This window comes from Rhizobium sp. TRM96647, from assembly GCF_025780115.1.
GTDB lineage: Bacteria > Pseudomonadota > Alphaproteobacteria > Rhizobiales > Rhizobiaceae > Mycoplana.
On sequence record NZ_JAOXHF010000002.1, the window covers coordinates 219,723 to 240,569 of the forward strand.

At 66.4% G+C, this 20,847-nt stretch carries 19 protein-coding genes; 6 read left to right on the forward strand and 13 right to left on the reverse strand.

The features are described from left to right. Positions 1-11: 11 nt before the first annotated feature. The 9 genes from OCK02_RS04005 to OCK02_RS04045 form a co-directional block, all read right to left on the reverse strand. The gene (locus tag OCK02_RS04005; RefSeq protein WP_263812224.1) at positions 12-869 is read right to left on the reverse strand and encodes an AAA family ATPase; all 858 of its coding nucleotides are present in this window, start codon (positions 867-869) and stop codon (positions 12-14) included. A gap of 83 nt (positions 870-952) precedes the next feature. Further along, the gene (locus tag OCK02_RS26120) at positions 953-1,978 is read right to left on the reverse strand and encodes a xanthine dehydrogenase family protein molybdopterin-binding subunit (RefSeq protein ID WP_318530111.1); all 1,026 of its coding nucleotides are present in this window, start codon (positions 1,976-1,978) and stop codon (positions 953-955) included. A 3-nt stretch (positions 1,979-1,981) separates the two neighbouring features. Beyond that, positions 1,982-3,349, reverse strand: a complete 1,368-nt coding sequence (locus OCK02_RS26125) for a xanthine dehydrogenase family protein molybdopterin-binding subunit (RefSeq protein WP_318530110.1) — start codon at positions 3,347-3,349, stop codon at positions 1,982-1,984. Positions 3,350-3,361: 12 nt separating this feature from the next. Next, complete coding sequence (locus OCK02_RS04020; protein ID WP_230802815.1) at positions 3,362-3,844, reverse strand: (2Fe-2S)-binding protein; 483 nt, start codon at positions 3,842-3,844, stop codon at positions 3,362-3,364. Positions 3,845-3,933: 89 nt separating this feature from the next. Beyond that, positions 3,934-4,737: an FAD binding domain-containing protein gene (locus tag OCK02_RS04025; RefSeq protein ID WP_263812146.1), complete on the reverse strand. Its 804-nt coding sequence runs from the start codon at positions 4,735-4,737 to the stop codon at positions 3,934-3,936. A gap of 10 nt (positions 4,738-4,747) precedes the next feature. Continuing rightward, positions 4,748-5,191 (reverse strand): SRPBCC family protein, encoded by a 444-nt coding sequence (locus tag OCK02_RS04030; protein ID WP_263812147.1) that lies wholly within the window; start codon positions 5,189-5,191, stop codon positions 4,748-4,750. Positions 5,192-5,295: 104 nt separating this feature from the next. Beyond that, entirely contained in the window at positions 5,296-6,171 is an 876-nt protein-coding gene (locus tag OCK02_RS04035; RefSeq protein ID WP_263812148.1) for an AraC family transcriptional regulator, read from the reverse strand. Positions 6,172-6,351: 180 nt separating this feature from the next. Continuing rightward, the gene (locus tag OCK02_RS04040) at positions 6,352-7,011 is read right to left on the reverse strand and encodes a glutathione S-transferase family protein (protein WP_263812149.1); all 660 of its coding nucleotides are present in this window, start codon (positions 7,009-7,011) and stop codon (positions 6,352-6,354) included. A 103-nt stretch (positions 7,012-7,114) separates the two neighbouring features. Next, positions 7,115-7,774, reverse strand: coding sequence for a dihydrofolate reductase family protein (locus tag OCK02_RS04045; RefSeq protein ID WP_263812150.1), 660 nt, complete (start codon positions 7,772-7,774; stop codon positions 7,115-7,117). A gap of 358 nt (positions 7,775-8,132) precedes the next feature. On the opposite strand from OCK02_RS04045, the gene OCK02_RS04050 reads away from it, so the two are divergent. Next, positions 8,133-8,933 carry a hypothetical protein gene (locus OCK02_RS04050; RefSeq protein ID WP_263812151.1) on the forward strand — a complete coding sequence of 267 codons (801 nt, stop codon included), beginning with the start codon at positions 8,133-8,135 and terminating at the stop codon, positions 8,931-8,933. Positions 8,934-9,005: 72 nt separating this feature from the next. Here OCK02_RS04050 and OCK02_RS04055 read toward each other — a convergent pair whose 3' ends face one another. Beyond that, a complete protein-coding gene (locus OCK02_RS04055) occupies positions 9,006-10,343 on the reverse strand; it encodes an aspartate aminotransferase family protein (RefSeq protein ID WP_263812152.1) in 1,338 nt (445 codons plus the stop codon). A 164-nt stretch (positions 10,344-10,507) separates the two neighbouring features. Between OCK02_RS04055 and OCK02_RS04060 the strand changes: the two genes are divergently transcribed. Further along, positions 10,508-11,056, forward strand: a complete 549-nt coding sequence (locus tag OCK02_RS04060) for a cupin domain-containing protein (protein WP_230802823.1) — start codon at positions 10,508-10,510, stop codon at positions 11,054-11,056. 6 nt (positions 11,057-11,062) lie between these two features. Here OCK02_RS04060 and OCK02_RS04065 read toward each other — a convergent pair whose 3' ends face one another. Beyond that, positions 11,063-13,042, reverse strand: coding sequence for an adenylate/guanylate cyclase domain-containing protein (locus OCK02_RS04065; RefSeq protein ID WP_263812153.1), 1,980 nt, complete (start codon positions 13,040-13,042; stop codon positions 11,063-11,065). 243 nt (positions 13,043-13,285) lie between these two features. Here OCK02_RS04065 and OCK02_RS04070 point away from each other — a divergent pair, with 243 nt between their 5' ends. Both OCK02_RS04070 and hemN read left to right on the forward strand, forming a co-directional pair. After that, a complete protein-coding gene (locus OCK02_RS04070; RefSeq protein ID WP_263812154.1) occupies positions 13,286-16,243 on the forward strand; it encodes a calcium-binding protein in 2,958 nt (985 codons plus the stop codon). A gap of 185 nt (positions 16,244-16,428) precedes the next feature. After that, entirely contained in the window at positions 16,429-17,781 is a 1,353-nt protein-coding gene (gene hemN / locus OCK02_RS04075) for an oxygen-independent coproporphyrinogen III oxidase (RefSeq protein WP_263812155.1), read from the forward strand. A gap of 103 nt (positions 17,782-17,884) precedes the next feature. Here the strand turns inward: hemN and OCK02_RS04080 are convergent, their stop codons facing one another. Together OCK02_RS04080 and OCK02_RS04085 are read right to left on the reverse strand one after the other, a co-directional pair. Then, positions 17,885-18,592 (reverse strand): L,D-transpeptidase, encoded by a 708-nt coding sequence (locus OCK02_RS04080; RefSeq protein ID WP_263812156.1) that lies wholly within the window; start codon positions 18,590-18,592, stop codon positions 17,885-17,887. Positions 18,593-18,781: 189 nt separating this feature from the next. Beyond that, the gene (locus OCK02_RS04085) at positions 18,782-19,522 is read right to left on the reverse strand and encodes a L,D-transpeptidase (protein ID WP_230802828.1); all 741 of its coding nucleotides are present in this window, start codon (positions 19,520-19,522) and stop codon (positions 18,782-18,784) included. 226 nt (positions 19,523-19,748) lie between these two features. On the opposite strand from OCK02_RS04085, the gene OCK02_RS04090 reads away from it, so the two are divergent. Then, on the forward strand, positions 19,749-20,399 hold the full coding sequence (locus OCK02_RS04090; protein ID WP_263812157.1) for a DNA-3-methyladenine glycosylase I: 651 nt from the start codon (positions 19,749-19,751) through the stop codon (positions 20,397-20,399). A gap of 112 nt (positions 20,400-20,511) precedes the next feature. Continuing rightward, positions 20,512-20,832 carry a hypothetical protein gene (locus OCK02_RS04095; RefSeq protein WP_230802830.1) on the forward strand — a complete coding sequence of 107 codons (321 nt, stop codon included), beginning with the start codon at positions 20,512-20,514 and terminating at the stop codon, positions 20,830-20,832. Positions 20,833-20,847: the final 15 nt, after the last annotated feature.

Genomic DNA, 20,847 nt, shown 5'->3' on the forward strand with positions numbered 1-20,847 from the left:
GTCCAGGCCCGTCATGCCATGGCCTCCTCCACGATGGCGTCCAGCTCCGGCGCCATGAAGGCGAGGTCCTCCTCGTCCTTGATCAGTACGCCGATCGCCCGGCGGAAGGCTTCCGGCCAGGGGCTGCCGCCCTTTTCCAGCACGGTCGCCGCGTTCGCCCATTCCACCGCCTCGGAGATGCCGGGCGGCTTGGCGAGCGGCCGGGCGCGGATGGCGCCGACGGCGTTCGCCACCGCGCGGGCAGTCCGCTCGGCCACGTCGCCCGCCCTCAGCATGATGATCGCCGCCTCGAGGAGCGGGTCCGGATAGGCGATCCAGTGGTAGACGCAGCGGCGGCGCAGCGCCTCGGCGAGCTCGCGCGTGCGGTTGGAGGTCAGGATCACGATCGGACGTGCCGCCGCCGTGACGGTGCCGCGCTCGGGGATCGAGATCTGGAAGTCGGAGAGGTATTCCAGCAGCAGCGCCTCGAACTCGTGGTCGGAGCGGTCGATCTCGTCGATCAGCAGCACCGTTTCTTCCGGCGCCTGCAGGGAGCGCAGCAGCGGCCGGGCGATCAGGAAGCGGTCGTCGTAGATATCTACTTCGCCCTCGCCGGATTGCCGGATCGCCAGCAACTGGCGCTGGTAGTTCCACTCGTAGAGCGCATGCTGCGCGTCGATCCCCTCGTAGCATTGCAGCCGGATCAGTTGCCGCCCGAGAATGTCGGCCACCGCCTTCGCCGCCTCCGTCTTGCCGACGCCGGGCGCGCCTTCGAGAAGCAGCGGCTTGCCGAGCTGGACGGCGAGGAACACGGCCGTCGCAAGCCCGTTGTCGGCGATGTAGGCGACGTCCTCGAACAGTTCCGCCACCGTTTCCGGCGTCTCCAGCATCTTGCTTGCGGTATCCTCCCGCATCTATCGCTCCTCCTGCGGGCAGTGCGTGTCAGGCGTCGTCCGGGCGCGCCGCGTCGTCCTCAATGTGCCACCGTGCCCGCGTCTTTCGCACCGTTTGCCTTCAGCGCGCGCAGGATCCGCTCCGGCGTGATCGGCAGCGTGTCGATGCGCACGCCGACAGCATCGAAGATCGCGTTCGCGATCGCCGGAATCTGCGGATTGGCGCACATCTCGCCCGGGCCCTTGGCGCCATAGGGACCGTCCGCCGCCGGGCGCTCCAGCACGATCACCTCGGTCTCCGCAAGATCGCCGGGACCGGGCATCAGATATTCGTTGAAATCGCGCCCGCCATGCTCGCGACTCGGATAGTAGGGCTCGGTCGTCTCGTAGAGCGCGTGGCTGATCCCCATCCACGAGCCGCCGACGAGCTGCTGCTCGACCATCTTCGGGTTCAGCGCCCGACCGATCTCGAAGATGTTCTTCACCGTCAGCACGTTGACCTCGCCGGTCTCGTCGTCGACCTCGACCTCGGCGACCGTGCAGGCATGGGCATAGCAGGTCGACGGCTTCATCGCGCCGGTCTCCGCATCCGGATAGGAACGGGGGATCAGGAACATGCCGCGCCCCGAAATCGAACGCCCCCGCTTGAAATGGGCGGCAAGTGCGGTGTCGAAGATCGAGATCGAGCGCTGTGGCGCGCCCTTGACGTGGATGTTGCCGGTGCCGTCGGTGTCGAGGTCGGAGGCGTTGACTTCAAGCTCTTCCGCCGCCACCTCCAGCATCACCTGCCGCGCTTCCTTCGCCGCCGCGATGACGGCGTTGCCGGCGCGGTGGGTGCCGCGCGAGGCAAAGGTGCCCATGCAATGCGGGCCGGTATCGGTATCGGCCGTATCGATGATGACGCGGTCGGTCGGCACGCCGATCGTCTCGGCGCAGATCTGCGCCATGATCTGCTTCATCCCCTGGCCGAGGTCGACGCTCGACAGCGACACCATGAAGTTCCCGGTCGGCGTGGAGTGCACCAGCGCCTGGGTCGGGTCGCCGCCGAGGTTCATGCCGGTCGGGTAGTTCACCGCCGCCACCCCGCGGCCCTGTCGCATCGCCATCGCTCAACCCTCCCGCCGCGCGGACGACATTTGCAGGTACTTCTCCGCCACCGGCCATTGCGCCGCGCGCGAGGCCTCCTGCATGCATTCGATCAGCGCCGCCCCTTCGGTCGGCTGGCGATGCGCCTTCATGTCGCCGTCGCGATAGGCATTGACGAAGCGGAACTCCAGCGGGTCCATGCCGACGAGCCGCGCCAGCTTGTCCATCTGCACCTCCAGTGCAAAGTCGCCGATCGTCACCCCGAAGCCGCGCATGGCGCTGGACGGCGTGCGGTTGGTGTAGATGCAGTAGCTGTCCACCCAGACGTTTTCGACCGTATAGGGGCCCGGGAAATGCGCGGCCGACTTCTGCGCGCCATAGGGCGAATGCCGCGAATAGGCGCCGGCGTCGATATAGGCCTTGACGTAGCGGGCGACGATGCGCCCGTCCTTCATCACCCCGTCCTTGATGACCAGCTTTTCCGCCGCGCGGGGGGACGAGATCTGCATCTCCTCCTCGCGCGAATAGATGAAGGAGACCGGGCGGCCGGTCAGCTTGGCGCCGAGGATGGCGATCGGCTCGACGGTGACGTCCACCTTGCCGCCGAAGCCGCCGCCGACGGTGCCGCCGACCATGTGCAGCTTGGCGCCGTCCATCTGCAGGATGATCGAGGTGTTGTCGAGGGTGAAGAACATCGCCTGCGTGTTGGTGTAGCAGGTGAAGCGGCCGCTGCCTTCCGGCATGACGATGCAGCCGGTCGTCTCCGTCGGCGCGTGCTCGATCGGGCCGGAGCCGTAGGTCTGCTCGAGGATATGGTCAGCCCCGGCAAAGCCGGCCTCGACGTCGCCGAACCGCACCTTGCGGCATTCGCCGCTGTCGTAGCGATAGAAGTTCTGGCCGTGATATTCGTTGACAACAGGCGCGCCCGGCGCCAGCGCCTCGTCGATCGAAAGCACTGCCGGCAGAACCTCGTAGTCGACCTTCACCTTCTGCGCCGCCTCGTGCGCGGCCCGCTCGCTGTCGGCGAGGATCGCCACGATCGCCTCGCCCTTCCAGCGCACCTTGTCGGTCGCCAGCACCGTCTCGTCCTCGGGGCCGACCTGGATCAGCGTCAGGATGGTGTAGACGTTGTGTGGCACGTCGTCCGCCGTCAGGATGCGGACCACGCCCGGATGCCGTCCGGCCTCGGTGAGGTCGATCGAGCGGATGCGGGCGTGATGGTGCGGGCTGCGCACCATCTTCAGGTGCAGGAGCCCCGGCAGGTTGCGGTCGGCGAAGAAGGTCGTCGTGCCGGTGACGTGCCCGAGCGCGTCGGCGCGCAGCCGCGGCTGGCCGATCTCCTTCAGGTCGTCCTTTCGCTCGTCGGCGAAGTATTCCTTGCGCAGTTCCATGCTTTTCTCCCCTCAGGCCGCGCTCAACGAATTGGCCCGGGCGGCGGCCAGGATCGCCTGGATGATTGGCTCGTAGCCGGTGCAGCGACAGATATTGCCTGATATCGCCTCCACCACGTCCTCGCGGCTCGGCTGCGGGTTGTGGTCGAGCAGCGCCTTGGCCGCCATGATCATCCCGGGCGTGCAGAAGCCGCACTGGGTGGCGAAGCCCTCGTTGAAGGCACGCTGCAGCGGATGCAGCACCTCGCCATGCGCGAGCCCCCCGGTCGTCTCGATCGCCGCACCGCCGCAGCGTTCGGCGAGCGTGAGGCAGGAGAGCCGAAGCTCTCCGTCGACGATCACCGCGCAGCTTCCGCAGGTGCCCTGCTGACAGCCGGCCTTGACCGAGGTGTCGCCGATCTTCTCGCGCAACGCCTTCAGGAGCGTCACGCCGCTTTCGACGAACTCGGCCTTTTCCTCGCCGTTGAGGGTGAACTGCACCGGAACCTTCTTCATGCGGTCCTCCCGAACCGTGTTTGCCTATGCTGCCTGTCCCTGCCTGCACGTCTTGCGGCGTCGACCTCCCGCCGGCGCACGCGCCGCCTTCACGCCGGAAGCAGCAGTCTCTTCAGGTGCACCGGCAGCACCTCGCCGCGGTACCAGGCGCTCGCGATCGCGTCGGTCGGCGGCGCGGTGCCCTCTGTCGCGACGGCGAGTGCCGCCGCGATCCCCTCCGCCGTCCGGGCCTTGCCGGCGAGCGCCCGTTCCACCGCCGGCGCGCGGATCGGCCGGTCCGCCATGCATCCATAGGCGATCCGCGCGCTGGAGATCGTTCCCGCCCGCTCCTCGACGACGGCGGCGATCGTCACCACCGACGCACCCTTGGGTCGGACCCGCGAGGCCTTGGCGAAAAGGAAGCTGCCCTCGGCGGGCAGCGTGAAGGAGACCGAGCGCACCAGCGCACCGGCATGCGTCGTGTCCCGTCCGGCGAGGAAGGCGGGCACCGCAACCGGCTCTCCGTCGATGTCGAGGCTGGCATCGAGCGCCAGCAAGGCCACGACGAAGTCGCCATAGGGAACAGGGGCGAACAGATTGCCGCCGGCCGTCGCCATGTTGCGGATCGCCGGTCCGCCCACGGCCCTGGCCGCAGGCGCCAGAAAGCCGAGCGCCGGTTCGCGGGCGATCCGCGCCATGGTCACGCCGGCGCCGATCGTCGCGCGCCCGTCCGCGACGACAACGTCCGTCAGGGCCCGCTCGCTCGCGGTCACATAGGTCTCGAAGCCGACATCGCCCTCGTTGGCGCTGCGCACGACGAGCGTGCCGCCGCCGAGATAGCGGGCCGCGGCATTTGCGGCCAACGCCTTGCCGGCGGCCGCGAGCGTAGGAAAGGTCTCAAGGCCGAGCCCCATCGTCGCGTCCTCAGGCCTTGGCCGCGAAGTGTTCCTTCAGCGCGTTGAAGCCGCCCTGGAACACGTTGGTGCCCATGCCGGCCGCAACCTTGTCGGCTTCCTCCGCCGGCGCGTCGAAGGTGGCGCTCCATTCCGCATAGGTCTGGTCGCCGTCGGTGATCGGGCGCAGCGTCAGCGTTGCCTTGTGATTGGTGATCGGCTGCGGTGTCTCCAGGATCGTGTAGCTGACGGAGCGGTCGATGTCGGAGAAGGTCAGGAGTTGCTCGCGCAGCGTGGCGCCGCTGACGAGTTCGAACCGGCGCACGCAACCGATCCGGTCGGCCGGCAGGCCGTCCTCGATCTCGCTTCTGACCATGCGCGGATGCCAGCTCGGCAAACCGTTGAAATCGCGGATCTTTGCCCAGACCTTGTCGATCGGCGCGGGAATGACGGAGGAGATGAAGACGTGTGCCATGGATCTTTTCCTGTCGGTCTCTGGTGACGGCAGCCTACGCCCGCCATCCGGGTCCGCTTATCGGAAAGTCTTGGCCGCCTATCGCAGCGTCTGAAAAAGCGCCGTCATCGACAGTGACCGGCAGGCAGCCGGCGCCCGGCAACCGTGCCGCGGGGGCCTTCGGTGGCGGCCGAGCGGTAGACCGTCGGCGGCACGCCGGTGTGCTCGCGGAAGAAGCGGGAGAAGTTTCCCTGGGTGGAGAAGCCGAGGTTGCAGGCGACCGAGATCAGCGTCTCGTCGGTCGATTGCAGGCAGCGCAGCGCCTCGGCGATCCTGAGCGTATTCCAGTAGACATTGGGGGTGACGCTCATCTGTTCCTTGAACAGGGCGAAGAAATGCGGCCGCGACAGGCCGACGCTGCGGGCCACCTGGTCGAAACAGATGCGCTCTCCGACATTCGCCTCCATCAGCGCAAGCGCCTTGCGGATACGGTAGTCGCGTCCGCCCCGGCTGCCGGAAAGCGCCCGGTTCTTCGGCCGCGCCGCTTCCGCCCGGTCGAGCACGTGGTCGATGAAGCGCTCGAGTTCGTAGGCGAGGAGGTCGTAATCCTCGTCGATCGCCATCAGCCGCGTGGTCAGGGTCTCGATGTTGCGGGCGATCCAGCCTTCGAGCGCAATGAGCGGGCCGTGGAAGGCCTTAGTGCCGGCGGCCAGGCCGCGCCGCGTCGTGAGCCAGTCCATGTCGATGTAGAACGCCAGGAACTGCCCCGGCACCTCGCCCTCGGCGAAGACATGATTGTGCGGCTCGAACGAGTTGATGCCGACCGCCACGCCGCGCTCCGGCCTGATCGTCCTGTTGCCCACCGTCATGCGGCCGGGCGCGCCGGCGAGCCAGATGACGATGTGCGCTTCCGGATGGGCATGGGTGACGAGATTGCCGCCGACATTGAGCAGCGAGACATGGCCGAACGGGCCCCGAAAGAGCCTGATGGATTCCGTCATGTGTTCCTCCCGCGGATGAAACCTCCCGTTTCGACGCGCTTTCGCCCGCCGTCATCCGCCCGCCGAAGTGTGTGGGCAAGGCCGTGCCCCGTCAACCCGGCCGGCGCGGCAGGCGCGCCCGTCCGGCCGCCCGCGGCGAAATTTCAGACGGATCGATTGCATCTGTCCGGAGGGGGCGCCTCAATCCCGGTCGGGTGCGCCGAGCGGGAAGTACGTTCTGTAGGGCCGCGCCTCGTCCACGGCGCGGGCGAAGGAGGGGCGGGCGAGCAGGCGGGCGCGATAGGCCGAAAGGTTGGTCAGGGCCGGATCGATCGGGTGGGTCCAGTCGGCATAGAACAGCGACGGTGCGGCAGCGCAGTCCGCAAGGCTGAAACGATCGCCCGCCGCCCATTCGCGGCCCTGCATGTGCCGGTCCAGCCATTGGTAGGCGCGCTCCAGCATCGTGCGGGCTTCGGTGACGCCATGCGGATCGCGGTCCGCCTCGGGCCGGAGCGCGTTGAACACGATCTTCTGCTGCGGCGTGCTGACATAGTTGTCGAAGATCCGGTCCAGCATGCGAACCTCGATCGCCTCTGCGGGATCCTCCGGTATCGGCTTGAACGGGCCGGGACGGGCCTGCGCCACATATTCGACGATGACGCTCGCCTCCAGCAACGTCCGGTCACCGTCGACGAGGATGGGAAAGCGCTTCACCGGCCACAGCGCCTCGAATTCGTGCAGGATCTCCGGCTGTTCCGGGCTGAGCATGCGGAATTCGAAGGGCGTCTCGTTCTCGTAGAACGCGATCAGCGCCTTCTGGCAGTAGGACGAGAACGGATGTGCATAAAGGATAAGGCTCACGGTTTCCTCCCCGCCTCCGGATGACGCGGCAGCCTAACAAAACCAATTGCATTATGCAACCGGAACTGCCGCACCCATCCAGGACGGGAAAAAGCATCCTGCCTCAGGTCAGCTTCCGCCGCCGTTCCAGTTCCGCCTCGGTCGGCTGCTCGAATTCGAACGAGCCGGTCTCGACCGCGCCGGCGCGCGTGTACTTGTTGGCGGTGATGCCGGAGGGCGACGTCTTCGAGCTCTCCAGCCTTAGGGCGACTGGTGCAGCACCATCCGCAAACAGTCTCTTGCCGCCGCCGAGCACGACCGGAAAGACGAAGACATGGAGCTCGTCCACGAGGTCGTGGCGGAACAGCGTCTGTAGGAGCTCGGTGGAGCCTTGCGTCAGCAGGTTCGGCCCGTCCTCGAGTTTCAGTTTCCGCAACCGCGCAACCACGTCGGGGCCGAGCGTGCGGCTGTTCTTCCAGGTGGGGTCGAAGGCCGCATTGCGGGTGGCGACATATTTGGTGATGCGGTCGAACAGGGTTCCGATCGGATCGTCCGCTCCCGCATAGGGCCAATGGGCGGCGAAGATGTCGTAGGTCTTGCGCCCGAGCAGGAGGTCGAATGGTGCGGCGAACATTGCATCCACCGCTTCGCCCATCGCCTCGTCGAAGTAGGGGACGGCCCAGCCGCCGTGCCGGAAGCCGCCAATGGGGTCCTCGTCCGGCCCGCCGGGGGCTTGCATCACGCCATCCAGGCTGGTGAAGGCTCCGACTACGATCTTGCGCATATGCGTTCTCCTGTTGAGTTCGAGCTTCCGGTCCCATGAAAGACGGTTGCGGGCGGGTAATCCCGACAAGGGCGACCGACAAATTTGCTGGTGGCCGCCCGCCCGTTGCGGCGGGATCGGGCGTCCCATGGCGGATAGTGCGTGATTTCCGTCGCATCCGGCAGCCGATTTCTCCAGGGGAGCCGTCCGGTCGCCGGATTTGCTTGTCAAGCGTCGTGCAAATTGGTGTCATTCCTGTGTCGTCGTTGTCCGTCGATTCGACGGAGGCGACGATGCCCGGCGCGGCAGTGGGGACTGTGCCTGCCGGGAGACTGCTGTCAGATGTAAACGGTCGCCCTTGCGACCTCTGGAGGGACATATGACGCATCGCATCGCAGCCACCATTTTCTGCGTAGGGCTCTGCATGTTGGGACAGGACGCCGCTGCCGCGGATATCACCCCTGTCATGGCGCCGGAGGCGCAGCAGATCGAGACCGAGAGCGGCTGGACCTTCACCTTCGCACCCTATTTCTGGGCGGCGGGAATGTCCGGGGACGTCGGAATGAACATCGGGCGCTTTCAACCCACTGTCGATGTGGACTCGTCCTTCGGCGACATCTGGGACCATCTCGATTTTGCGGCAATGGCGATCGGGGAAGCCCGCTATGATCGCTACAGTATCTTCGCGGATCTCATGTATGTGAAGTTGTCCGGCAGCGCCGGCACGCCCAGAGGCATTGTGGCCGACGAGGCGACAGTGGACAGCGAGACGTTCGCAGGTCTTCTCGGCGTCGGCTACTCGGTCCTGCAGGACAATACCGGACATCTCGATATCGTCGGCGGTGTGCGGGTCTGGTCGGTCGATACGACGATTTCTCTCAGCGGAGGCCTGCTGGACGGCCGCTCGACGAGCGACGGCGACACCTGGGTCGATGCCGTCGGCGGCGTGAAGGGCACCTATTTCCTCACGCCGAATCTCTTCCTGACCGGCTGGGGTCTGGTCGGCGGCGGCGGTGCCGATATCGACTGGGACGTCGCTGCGACGGTCGGCTACAAGTTCAACGAGACGTTCTCGTCGGTCATCGGCTACCGCGCACTCGGCGTCGACTACAGCAATGACGGCTTCGTCTTCGATATTGTCGAGCAAGGGCCGATCATCGGCCTCGCCATGAAGTTCTAGGCCGCATCGGTCTGATGACAAAAGCAAAGGCCGGTCCTCGCAGACCGGCCTTTCTATTTCATCGCGCGTCGGTCATTTCGCCCGCTTCAGCGCCTCGCCCAGCACCGAGACGATCTCGTCGAAGTGCTTCGTCTCGGCGATCAGCGGCGGCGAGAACGCGATGATGTCGCCGGTGACGCGGATCAGGAGGCCCTTTTCGAAGCAGTCGACGAAGACGTCGTAGGCGCGCGCGCCGATCGCACCGTCGCGGGAGGAAAGCTCGATGCCGGCGATGAGGCCGATCGTGCGGATGTCGATGACATGCGGCAGGCCCTTCAGCGAATGCATCGCCGCGTGCCAGTCGTCCTGCAGTTCGGCCGCGCGCGTGAGCAGGCCCTCGTCGCGGTAGATGTCGAGCGTCGCGATGCCCGCGGCGCAGGCGGCCGGATGGCCGGAATAGGTGTAGCCGTGGAACAGTTCAATCGCGCCCTCCGGCCCCTGCATCAGCGCGTCGTGCACCTTGCGGCTGGTGAACACCGCGCCCATCGGGATCGCGCCGTTGGTCAGCCCCTTGGCGGTGGTGACGATATCGGGCGTGACGCTGAAGAAGTCGGTAGCAAAGGGCGCGCCGAGGCGGCCGAAGCCGGTGATGACCTCGTCGAAGATCAGGATGATGCCGTGCTTGTCGCAGATCACCCGCAGCCGCTCCAGATAGCCCTTCGGCGGCACCAGCACGCCGGTGGAGCCTGCGACCGGCTCGATGATGCAGGCGGCGATCGTCTCGGCGCCATGTAGCGCCACCAGTCGCTCGAGGTCGTCGGCCAGTTCTGCGCCGTGCTCGGGCTGGCCCTTCACATAGGCGTTCCTCGCGAGGTCGTGGGTGTGGCGCAGGTGGTCGGAGCCGGGAAGCTGCGGGAAGACGCGGCGATTGTTGACGAGGCCGCCGACGGAGATGCCGCCGAAGCCGACGCCGTGATAGCCGCGCTCGCGGCCGATCAGGCGCGTGCGCGTGCCCTGGCCGATGGCGCGCTGGTAGGCGATCGCGATCTTCAGCGCGGTATCGACCGATTCCGAGCCGGAGCCGGTATAGAAGATGCGGTCGAGCTTGGCGCCTTCCGGCCCCGGCGCGATCTCTGCGAGCCGTTCGGCGAAGTCGAAGGCGATCGGATGGCCCATCTGGAAGGAGGGCGCGTAGTCCAGCGTCGACAACTGCCGCTCGACGGCGGCCGCGATCTGCCGGCGGCCGTGGCCGGCATTGACGCACCACAGGCCCGCAGTGCCGTCGAGCACCGTGCGGCCGTCATTCGTGGTGTAGTGCATGCCCTCGGCGCCGGCGAGCAGACGGGGTGCCGCCTTGAACTGGCGGTTGGCGGTGAACGGCATCCAGTAGCTGTCGAGCACGGGCGCATTGGGCTTGTTGTGAACGTTCATGGCGATCTCCTCTGGCTGGCGGGATTGAGGCCATGCTTTGCGATCTTGAACAAGTCCTTTTCTGCCTGCTATGAAGTCATTGAAAAATATGGACCGGTCTCGCCATGTTTTCGATATTTCGAACAAGGCAAACAGGCCGCAGTTTCACGGTCGCGGGAGGTGTCATGTCGGTCGACATCGGAAACAGGCTGCGCAGCCTGCGGATCGGGCACGGCCTGTCCCAGCGCGAACTGGCAAAGCGGGCCGGGGTGACCAACTCCACCATCTCGCTGATCGAATCTAACGCGTCGAACCCCTCGGTCGGCGCGCTGAAGCGCATCCTCGACGGCATCCCGATCGGCCTTGCCGAATTCTTCGCCTTCGAGCCGGAGCGCCCGAAGCAGGCCTTCTACCGGGCCGACGAACTGGTCGAGATCGGCAAGGGGCCGATCTCCTACCGCCAGGTCGGCGAAAACCTGTTCGGCCGGGCGCTGCAGATCCTCAAGGAGTGCTACCAGCCCGGCGCCGATACCGGCAAGGTGCCGCTGGTGCATGAGGGCGAGGAGGGCGGCATCGTCCTGTCGGGGCGGCTCGAGGTGACGGTCGACGACGAGCGCCGCATCCTCGGCCCCGGCGACGCCTATTATTTCGAAAGCCGCAGGCCGCATCGCTTCCGCTGCGTCGGGCCGGTGCCCTGCGAGGTCATCAGCGCCTGCACGCCGCCGACCTTTTGAGCCGATTCAACGCCCGGAGGAAAGGGGCCGGGCCGCCGGCGCCTGCGGCTCCCGCTCGTCCATCCGGCCGACCACGCCGATGACTTCGTAGAGGTCGAGTTCGGTCGTCCGCCCTTTCGCCTGGCCCTTTCCGAGCGGGCGGAATCGGATGCTGTCGTGGCACTGCTCGAACACGGCGCCGCTGGCGAGAATCGTGGTGCCGTAGGTCTTGTTCATCCCTTCCAGCCGCGAGGCGACGTTGATGCTGTCGCCCATTGCCGTGTACTGCAGGCGGTCGCTGGCGCCGACGCTGCCGACGACGGCGGTGCCGGTGTGGATGCCGAAGCGGGTGCGGAACTGCGGAAGGCCGAGCTGGCGCTGCTTCTCGTTGAACGCATCGATGCGCGCGCGCATCGACAGCGCCCCGCGGCAGGCGTTCTCGGCGTGGTCGGGATCGGCCGCCGGCGCGTTCCACATGGCGAAGATCGAATCGCCCAGGAACTGGATGATCGTGCCGCCATGCGCGCTCACCGTGTCGTTGAGAATGTCGAAATACTCCGACAGCATGCTGACGACCTCTTCCGGCGAATGGCGCTCGCTGATGGTGGTGAAGTCGTAGATGTCGGTGAAGATGGCGGTCACGTCCTGGCGCCGCGCCGTCCGGCCGAAATGGCCGGCCTCCAGCCCCTTGCGCACCAGCTCCTTCGGCACGTAGAGCCCGAAGGTGAAGATCGCGTCGCGTGCCCTGTTCATCGCGCCGCCGAGGGTGGCGATCTCGCGCACACGCGTCGGCACGTCGATCGGCGTGCGGAAGTCGAGGTCTTGCAGGCGGTTGGCGCTGGTGGTCAGCTGGTGCAGCGACTTGGTGATGAGATGTGCTAGCAGAAGCGCGCCGAGGATCGCCAGCACGACGACCGCGCCGGAGATGGCGAGCCCCTGGTACAGCCCGCGGATCGCGGGCGCCATCAGTTCGTCGACCGGCGCCGCGATCACCGCGACGTGGCCTGGAAAGAGGATGGCGCTGTCGACCTGCGAGCCCAGCACCACCCAGCGCCGTCCGGCCGCCTCGACCATTCCCATCGTGTCCAGGGACGGCGGCTTGTCTCTGATCGCTTCCAAAAGCGGATCGCGCATCGAGGAGGGGTCGAAGTCCCGCTCGCTCTTCGAGGCGGCGATCGCGTTCATCAGCCGGCGGTCGGAATGGATGAGCGGTTTCTTGTTCGCATCGATGACGAAGGCGACGGAGCTCGGCGTCAACCGTTCGCTGGCGATGAACCGGGTCACGTGATCGAGCACCACGTCGGCGCCGACGACGATCTGGGGATTTCCCTTGTGCGCCTGGGAGATGGTCATCCCGAGCGTCCTCGTCGTCGCCATGCTGTAGGGACCGGTGGCGACCGGCCCGCTTCCCCCGGCCGCAGCCCGATACCAGGCGCGCTGGCGCGGGTCGAAGTCCCATCCGGTCTCCGTGCGCCGCAACAGCTGCTTGCCGGCGCCATCGTAGAACAGGATGTGGGCGATCGGCGCGCCGTCGTTCGGACTGAGGATGCGCACCGCCATCGTGGCATTGGGCGGCGCTTTCAGGGCCGTCCGCCAGTCGGTCGATGACAGGTTGACGGCGTGGAAGAAGCCGCCGTCGGGATAGCCGGCATAGACGCCGTCGATCTGCGGCGACCGGGCGAGTGCGGCCCTGAGGATCGTCACCTTGTCGGCGATGCGCTCGTCCGGCTCGGCCAGGAAGGAATTGGCGATCGAGACGATCAGGTTGACCAGTCCGGACGTGTCGCCCGACAGGCTCTGCATGCGGGTGATCAGCCGTTCCTCGAAGCCGCGCATGCGGCCCTCGGCGGTCGCGAGAGCGGCGTTGCGGGCGCGATTGAAGTCGATCGCGATCAGGACGCCCGAGACGGCGAGCAGCAGGGCGACCATGACGACGCCCAGAAGCGTGCGCAGCGAGCCGCGCCACACCCCTTTCGCCGGCACCGTCGCCGCGTTCCTCGCGCTCATCCCAAGGCCCCTTCTGCTCCCCGCTCCGCTGTTTTCCTGCCCGTGCCGCCCGGCGGCGGACAAGGCGTCCGGCGCGGAATCCCCAGCGTGATCCTATTGATAAGATTCGCCAAGTCGCTGCGCAACGCAAAAAGGGAAGGCGGCCACACGCCTGTTCCCGCAGGAACAACCGGCGGCTGCGGCTTTGTCTAGCAGTAGGCGTGCGCCAAGTCGGCGCTGCAACCTTAACTTTTGAGGAAGCCCATGAGCAATAAATTGAAAGTCATTGCGCCGCTGCAGTCGGCGCTCGCACTCGATCCGCTCGCCGCAAGCTACACCATCCCCGGCGTCGGCTCGCAGTACGTCACCGGCGATGCCGACGCGAATACGCTGAGCACCGGCTCCGGACGGGACACGATCAGCGGCGGCCTTGGCGCCGATACGATCAATGCAGGCACCGGCGACGACACCATCTCCAACTACGCAGTCGCGGACCTTGCAGGCGACAGGATCGACGGCGGTCTCGGCTTCGACGAACTGGGCGTCAACTTCGCCGCCTCGAGCACTGGCGTCTCGTTTTCGGCATTCGATCCGGCCACGGCGAAATCGGTTCTCGGCGCGACCATCGTCAACGTCGAACGCTTCAACCTGACCGGCAGCGACCATGCCGACACCTTCGTCGGCGGTCGCTGGAAGGACTGGTTCGTCGGCGGTGGCGGCAACGACACGCTGAAGGGCGAGATCGGCGACGACTGGCTGCAGGGCGGCGACGGCAACGACAAGATCTATGGCGGCAATGGCAACGATTCGCTCATGGGCGAGGCTGGTGACGACTACATCTCCGGCGGCTACGGGCGCGACTGGCTCTCCGGCGAGGACGGCAACGACACGCTCTACGGCGGCGCCAACGACGACTACATCTACGGCCACGACGGCAACGACAAGATGTATGGCGACAGCGGCAACGACACGATCCAGGGCGGCCGCGGCAGCGACGTGATCGACGGCGGCTCCGGCAACGACTTCCTTGCCGGCGATTCGGACAACGACACGGTGCGCGGCGGCTCCGGCAACGATACGATCAGCCACAGCATGGAAAGTTGGGCCGGTGACGGCAAGGACATCCTCGACGGCGGCACCGGCACCGACACCCTCGTGCTGAACGGACTGGCCGGCACGTTCACTGCCAAGGCATCCACGGTCAAGCAGACGCTTTCCAACGGCACCACCTTCGTCAACTTCGAGAACTACACGCTGAGCGGCACGGAGAAGGCCGAGAAGTTCACCGGCGGCAGCGGCAACGACACGCTCTCCGGCATGTCGGGCAACGACAGGCTGGTCGGGCTCGGCGGCAACGACCATCTGGATGGCGGCCTCGGCATCGACTATCTCGACGGCGGCAACGGCAACGATCTGCTGATCGTCGGCAGCGGCGGCAAGGATACGATCAAGGCCGGCAAGGGCTTCGACAGCGTCTGGATCGACCGCTCCGACATCAAGAACAACCTCACCTTCAGCGTATCGGGCAAGACCGCCAAGCTGTCGGATGGCAGCGTGGTGACCGACGCTGAGAGCTTCACCATCGTCACCGGCAAGGGTAACGACGTGCTTAAGGCCGGAACGGCCGCGCAAGTCGATTTCGATGCCGGCAGCGGCAACAACCGCATGACCGGCGGCAAGGGCAACGACCAGTTCTATTCCACCTCCGGAAACGACACGGTCAAGGGCGGCGACGGCGACGATCGGCTGATCGATTCCGGCGGCGGCACCAACCTGCTCGACGGCGGCAACGGCAACGACTACCTGTCCGCCGAAGCCCGGACCGGCAAAGCGCTGACGACCATGCTGGGCGGTGCCGGCAACGACACCGTCACGATCAACAATGCCGGCGGCTCGACCGCGGGCCGCTTCACCGCCGATGGCGGCGCCGGCACGGATATCCTCTGGATCAACCGCTATGACAGCAAGGCCAACCTGACGTTCACGCTGTCTGCCAAGGCGACCCTCGTCAATGGCGGGGTCACGGCGAAGAACTTCGAAAGCGTGCACATCTCGTCCGGCCAGGGTGACGACAAGCTGACCGGCGGCAAGCTCGCCGACTTCCTGAACGGCATGGCCGGCAAGGACAAGCTCTACGGTCTCGGCGGCGACGACGAGCTGACCGGCGGCAATGGCGCCGACAGGATCTACGGCGGTAACGGCAACGACACGATCTACGGCAGCGGCGGCATCAAGGACAACGACCGCGACATGCTCTACGGCGGCAGCGGCAACGACGTCATCCACATGAACGTCCGCGACTACGCCTCGGGCGGCGCCGGCGCCGACCGCGTCGTCGTCGACTTCAAGGACGAGAGCTCCGACGTCTCCTTCGCCTTCAGCAACGGAACGGTCAAGGTGAATTCCACCACCTCCTTTACCGGCATGGAAGCGCTCGACTACATCGGCGGCAGCGGTCGTGACACCGTCACCGGCAGCAAGGGCGTCGACTATCTGACCGGCGGTGCGGGCAACGACACGCTCAAGGGCGGCAGCGGCAACGACCGCCTCGTCGACGGCACCGGCAACGACAAGCTCTATGGCGATAGCGGCAACGACTGGTTCACCCGCTACACCGACGAGAGCGGCACCGACTACTTCTCCGGGGGCGCCGGCGTCGATACGCTGGAGTTCAACGTCGTCTCCGACCGCTCCGTCATCATCGACCTGCAGAACAACGCCAGGAACGGCGGCATCGCCTCGGGCCTGTCGCTGTCCAGCATCGAGAACGTCATCGGTAGCGACAACGACGACACCATCCTCGGCAGCAGCGCCGCCAACTATCTGAAGGGCGGCTTCGGCGACGACAAGCTGGACGGCCGCGCCGGCAACGACAAGCTCGAGGGCGGCGGCGACGGCGACCTGCTCACCGGCGGCGCTGGTCGCGACCAGTTCATCTACGCCACCTCGGAGGCGATCGGTTCGGGCGACCAGATCACCGACTTCAAGCGCGGCGAGGACAAGCTCGTCATCGACAAGGCCGTCTTCGGCTTCTCCAAGCTGGCGCTCTACTCGGGCAATGATCTGAAGGCGACCGGCTCGGCGGCGCAGTTCTTCTTCGAGAAGGACAACGGCCGGCTCTGGTATGACGCCGACGGCACCGGCAACGAGGCCGATGGCGTGCTGGTCGCAACCCTCGACAAGGTGACCTCGCTCTCCACCAGCGACTTCATCCTGATCTGACCGCGTCCGCAGTCGGACCTGTGACAAGAGAGGCCGCCGGATCCGATCCGGCGGCCTCTGCGACAAGAGTGCGCGAGACGGGCCTGCGGGTCCAAACACCCCCGGCCGTTTGAGATTCGTCAAAGACGGTGCGGGCGGGGCCTCCTAGGGTCGCTTCCGGATCAGAACGAACGGAAGCAAGACCCATGTCCCAGGCCATCATGGCGAAATACGGCGAGGCCCGTCTGCCCCGCTACACCAGCTACCCGACCGCCCCCCATTTCGGACCGCTCGAAGATGTCGCGTCCTATCGCGATTGGATCGGCGAGATCGGGCAGGGCGAACGCACCTCCCTCTATCTGCACGTACCCTTCTGTCGGGCCATGTGTTGGTATTGCGGCTGTCACACCACGATCACCCGCCACGACCAGCCGATCGCCGACTATGTCGACCTGCTGCGACGCGAGGCCGAACTGGTCGCCGAGGCGCGCAAGGGCTCCCTCAATGTCGGCGAGATCCACTTCGGCGGCGGCACGCCGACGATCATGCAGCCGGCCGCGCTGACCGGGCTGATGGAGGCGCTGCGGGACCGGCTCGGCTTTGCCGAGAGGGTCAACGTCGCAATCGAGATCGACCCGCGTACACTGACCGCGGAAATGGCCGCCGCCCTCGGCGCTGCCGGCGTCACCCGGGCGAGCCTCGGCGTCCAGAGCTTCGATCCGGTCGTGCAGAAGGCGATCAACCGCATCCAGAGCGTCGAAAGCACCGCCCTTGCCGTCGAGCGTCTGCGGCAGGCCGGCATTTCCGCCCTGAGCTTCGACCTCATCTACGGTCTGCCGCACCAGACGGTGAAGTCCTGCGTCGAGACGGTTGAGGCCGCCGTGGCGCTGCGGCCGGATCGGCTGGCCGTGTTCGGCTATGCCCATGTTCCCGACTTCAAGAAGCACCAGCGCATGATCGACGAGAACGCCCTTCCCGATGCGCAGGGGCGCAACGAGCAGGCCGAGGCGATTGCTCAGGCCCTGGTGGCCGCCGGCTACGAGCGGATCGGCCTCGACCATTTCGCCCTGCCGGAGGACGATCTCTGCATCGCCGCGCATACCGGCCGCCTCCATCGCAATTTCCAGGGCTACACCACCGACGAATGTCGCACCCTGATCGGGCTTGGCGCCTCGGCGATCGGCAAGTTTGCGCAAGGCTATGTCCAGAACGCCGTGCCGCTCGGCCTCTATGCCGACCGCATCGGGCGGGGGCGGTTCGCCGCGGCAAAGGGCTACGGCCTGACCGCAGAGGACAGGCTGCGGGCCGAACTCATCGAACGGGTGATGTGCGACTTTTCCGTCGACGTCGAGGCTGTGGCGAAGCGGCACGGCTTTGCCGCCGGCCCGCTGCTGTCGGACAACGCGACGCTCGAGGCGTTGCACCGCGACGGCCTGATCGAGATCGACGGCGCCACCCTGCGCGTCGACGAGCGCCACCGCTTCGTCGTGCGCATCGCCGCCTCCGCCTTCGACGCCTACCTCGCCGCGGGCGGTCGCGCCTTCAGCAAGGCGGCTTGAGAAGCGGGAAGGGCATGGCCGGCGTGCCCGTCCGCAAAAAAGCAGCGGACCACGCGGGCACCGGCCTGCGTGGTCCGCAATTCTTGACGGTCGGTTCCCGGTGTCAGCCGCCGAAGCTGCCGAACAGCGTGCGCAGCACGTCGACGCCGCGGTCGTCGTAGCTGACCTTGCCCTCGCGTCCGCCGGGGCCGACGACGATCACCTTGGCGCCGACATTGGCGCGGGTATAGAGGTGCTCGACGTCCTTGTTCATCATCCGGATGCAGCCGGAGGACATGTTCAGCCCGATCGACCACGGCTCGTTGGTGCCGTGGATGCGGAAGGCGGTGTCGTGGCCGGCCTTGTTGTAGAGATAGAGCGCGCGCGCACCGAGCGGATTGTTGATGCCGCCTTCCATGTAGGCGGGCAGGATCCGGCCCTTCTTGCGTTCGCGAATGACCATTTCCGGCGGCGGCGTCCAGCCCGGCCACTCGGCCTTGCGGCCGACCCTGACGACGCCCGACCAGCCGAAGCCCTCGCGCCCGACGCCGATGCCGTAGCGGACCGCGCGGTTCTTGCCTTCCACGAGGTAGAGGAACTTGTTGTTGGTATCGACGATGATCGTGCCCGGACGTTCGTCCGTCGACAGGCGCACCACGCGGCGCTGGTATTTCTGCGGCACCGGCTTCGGCTGGGCGACGGTGATCACGTCGGTCGATGCGGCGGCGGGCGCGCTGCCCGGTGCCGGCACGAAGGCGTTCGCCGTGGCTGCCGGCAGAACGGTCGCAAGCGTGATGCCTCCCGCCAGCAGCGCGTGAACGAGTTTCCTCATGTCCTGTTTTCCTTTTGGTCGCATAGGCCCGAAACGCTAGCGGACTCTCCCTGCGTTTCAAGCGGCGCGCGCCGTAAAGGCAGATTGTGAAGGCAATGAGGCGCTAATATTGGCGCAAGTGTTGCGCAACGCGCACAGTCCCGCAGCCCGCGCCGGCGACGCGGGCGCTGCGATTTCGGGCGGGCCGTCTCAGATGACGATCACCTTCGTGCCCACCGCGACGCGTTCGTAGAGGTCGATCACGTCCTCGTTGCGCATGCGGATGCAGCCCGAGGAGACGGCGTAGCCGATCGTCCAGGGCGCATTGGTGCCGTGGATGCGGTAGAGCGTCGAGCCGAGATAGAGTGCGCGCGAGCCGAGCGGGTTTTCCGGCCCGCCCTCCATGAAGGCCGGCAGGTAGTGACCCTTGGCGGCCTCGCGGGCGATCATCTCCTTCGGCGGCGTCCAGCTCGGCCATTCCCGCTTCGACGTCACCTTGTGCGTGCCGGCCCATTCGAAGCCCGGCTTGCCGACGCCGACGCCGTAGCGCCGCGCCTTGCCGTCGGACAGCACGAGGTAGAGGAAGCGGTTGTTGGTGTCGATCACGATCGTGCCGGCCTTGTGCGTCGTCTCGTAGGCGACGATCTGCGGCAGGAACATCGGGTCCATCTGCGTCTGCACCGGCCGTGCGGCACCGGTCACCGCCGCAAGCTGCACGCTTTCCGGGTTGCGCTGGCGCTGGCTGCGGCGCTGCTGGGCCTGCTGGCGGGTGACGATCCGCCGCTGCGACACGGCCGGGCGCACGCCCTGGCCGGTCAGTTGCATTACCCAGGGTGCGGTCAGGTCGGGGCTGACGACCACCGGCGGGCGGGTGGCGTAGCGGTCGTTGGCCTCGGCGGCGGGGACGGCAAGCACAAGGCTTGCGGCAAGCAACAGCGATTTCTTCAGCATCGGGCGTACTCTCAACCTTATCACCTGACGGGACGGCGCGCCTGCGGGCGGCGGACCTCGAACGATATCGGTCCGGATGCTCGCACCCTGTGGAAAGCGAAAGGTAAATTCCCGTTCATTAAAGGGCGACGGACGACGGAAACCTTCGGGTAGGGTTATTGCCGACTTTCCGAATCTGGTTGATGAGTGGTAAATGCGAACAAAGCGGAAACGGAAGGAGCGCAACATGACGGCACGCGGGATCATCGTCGGCGACGACGGACGGCAGCGCTGCGCCTGGCACGGCAACCTGGAGGACTATCGCCGCTATCACGACGCCGAATGGGGCCGTCCGGTCACCGAGGATGTCCGCCTGTTCGAGAAGATCTGCCTGGAGGGCTTCCAGTCCGGCCTGTCCTGGCTGACGATCCTGCGCAAGCGCGAGAACTTCCGCGCAGCCTTCGCCGGCTTCGACTACGACCGGGTGGCGGCCTTCGGCGACGACGACATCGCCCGCTGCCTGGCCGATGCCGGCATCGTCCGCCACCGCGGCAAGATCGTCTCCACGATCAACAACGCCCGCCGCGCGCAGGAGATGCGCGCCGAATTCGGCTCGCTCGCCCGCTATTTCTGGAGCCAGGAACCGCCCGTGGACGAGCGGCCCGCGGTGATGGACTACGAGACGCTGGTCGCCAACCCGATGACGCCGGCATCGAAACGAATCTCCAGGGATCTGAAGAAGCGCGGCTGGACCTTCGTCGGTCCCACGACGGTCTATGCCTTCATGCAGGCGATGGGGCTGGTCAACGACCATCTCGACGGCTGCTTCTGCCAACCGGAAGTGGAGGCGATGCGCGACAGGCTGGACCGCCGCTTCGCCGCAACCGCCGCCCCCTGAAACGCCTCCCTCTGAAACGTCACCGTCCCGGAAGCTCACGTAACGACAGCTTGTGCGAGGGTTGCGGCACGGCCGGCGGGCGATACTTTCGGGCTGTGTTTTTTAGAGAATCATGTATCGTCTGGGTTGTGGGGCGTTCGGAAAGACGGAGTTCATCCGGGTTCACATTGCGTTTTCGACCCGGGATGCGTGCCGAACGGTGCTAAATGATTTAGCCGACGGGGAAGAGATGACGCAAGACGGCCAGAAGATGGAGACATGGGCCTGCAGCAAGGCTCAGGAAATAGTCCTTCGCGAAGGGTTCAACCTCATCCGCTCCGCGCGCACCGGCAACAATACCGAAATTCGCGAGCACAGCATGATGCTCGCCAAGGTCATCGCGGCCTCTCTGCTGGAAGCCTCCGTCGCCACCGGCGCGCAGCCGGCAAAATAGCAAGGCGCGCAGCCC

Excerpts from the sequence above, each read along its gene's own strand:
- OCK02_RS04005 (WP_263812224.1), bottom strand. The coding sequence starts at position 869 with ATGCTGGAGACGCCGGAAACGGTGGCGGAACTGTTCGAGGACGTCGCC.
- OCK02_RS04035 (WP_263812148.1), bottom strand. The coding sequence starts at position 6,171 with ATGACGGAATCCATCAGGCTCTTTCGGGGCCCGTTCGGCCATGTCTCG.
- OCK02_RS04070 (WP_263812154.1), top strand. The coding sequence starts at position 13,286 with ATGAGCAATAAATTGAAAGTCATTGCGCCGCTGCAGTCGGCGCTCGCA.
- OCK02_RS04045 (WP_263812150.1), bottom strand. The coding sequence starts at position 7,774 with ATGCGCAAGATCGTAGTCGGAGCCTTCACCAGCCTGGATGGCGTGATG.
- OCK02_RS04020 (WP_230802815.1), bottom strand. The coding sequence starts at position 3,844 with ATGAAGAAGGTTCCGGTGCAGTTCACCCTCAACGGCGAGGAAAAGGCC.
- OCK02_RS04025 (WP_263812146.1), bottom strand. The coding sequence starts at position 4,737 with ATGGGGCTCGGCCTTGAGACCTTTCCTACGCTCGCGGCCGCCGGCAAG.
- OCK02_RS26120 (WP_318530111.1), bottom strand. The coding sequence starts at position 1,978 with ATGGCGATGCGACAGGGCCGCGGGGTGGCGGCGGTGAACTACCCGACC.
- hemN (WP_263812155.1), top strand. The coding sequence starts at position 16,429 with ATGTCCCAGGCCATCATGGCGAAATACGGCGAGGCCCGTCTGCCCCGC.
- OCK02_RS04085 (WP_230802828.1), bottom strand. The coding sequence starts at position 19,522 with ATGCTGAAGAAATCGCTGTTGCTTGCCGCAAGCCTTGTGCTTGCCGTC.
- OCK02_RS04090 (WP_263812157.1), top strand. The coding sequence starts at position 19,749 with ATGACGGCACGCGGGATCATCGTCGGCGACGACGGACGGCAGCGCTGC.
- OCK02_RS04095 (WP_230802830.1), top strand. The coding sequence starts at position 20,512 with ATGTATCGTCTGGGTTGTGGGGCGTTCGGAAAGACGGAGTTCATCCGG.
- OCK02_RS26125 (WP_318530110.1), bottom strand. The coding sequence starts at position 3,349 with ATGGAACTGCGCAAGGAATACTTCGCCGACGAGCGAAAGGACGACCTG.
- OCK02_RS04030 (WP_263812147.1), bottom strand. The coding sequence starts at position 5,191 with ATGGCACACGTCTTCATCTCCTCCGTCATTCCCGCGCCGATCGACAAG.
- OCK02_RS04065 (WP_263812153.1), bottom strand. The coding sequence starts at position 13,042 with ATGAGCGCGAGGAACGCGGCGACGGTGCCGGCGAAAGGGGTGTGGCGC.
- OCK02_RS04080 (WP_263812156.1), bottom strand. The coding sequence starts at position 18,592 with ATGAGGAAACTCGTTCACGCGCTGCTGGCGGGAGGCATCACGCTTGCG.
- OCK02_RS04050 (WP_263812151.1), top strand. The coding sequence starts at position 8,133 with ATGACGCATCGCATCGCAGCCACCATTTTCTGCGTAGGGCTCTGCATG.
- OCK02_RS04060 (WP_230802823.1), top strand. The coding sequence starts at position 10,508 with ATGTCGGTCGACATCGGAAACAGGCTGCGCAGCCTGCGGATCGGGCAC.
- OCK02_RS04055 (WP_263812152.1), bottom strand. The coding sequence starts at position 10,343 with ATGAACGTTCACAACAAGCCCAATGCGCCCGTGCTCGACAGCTACTGG.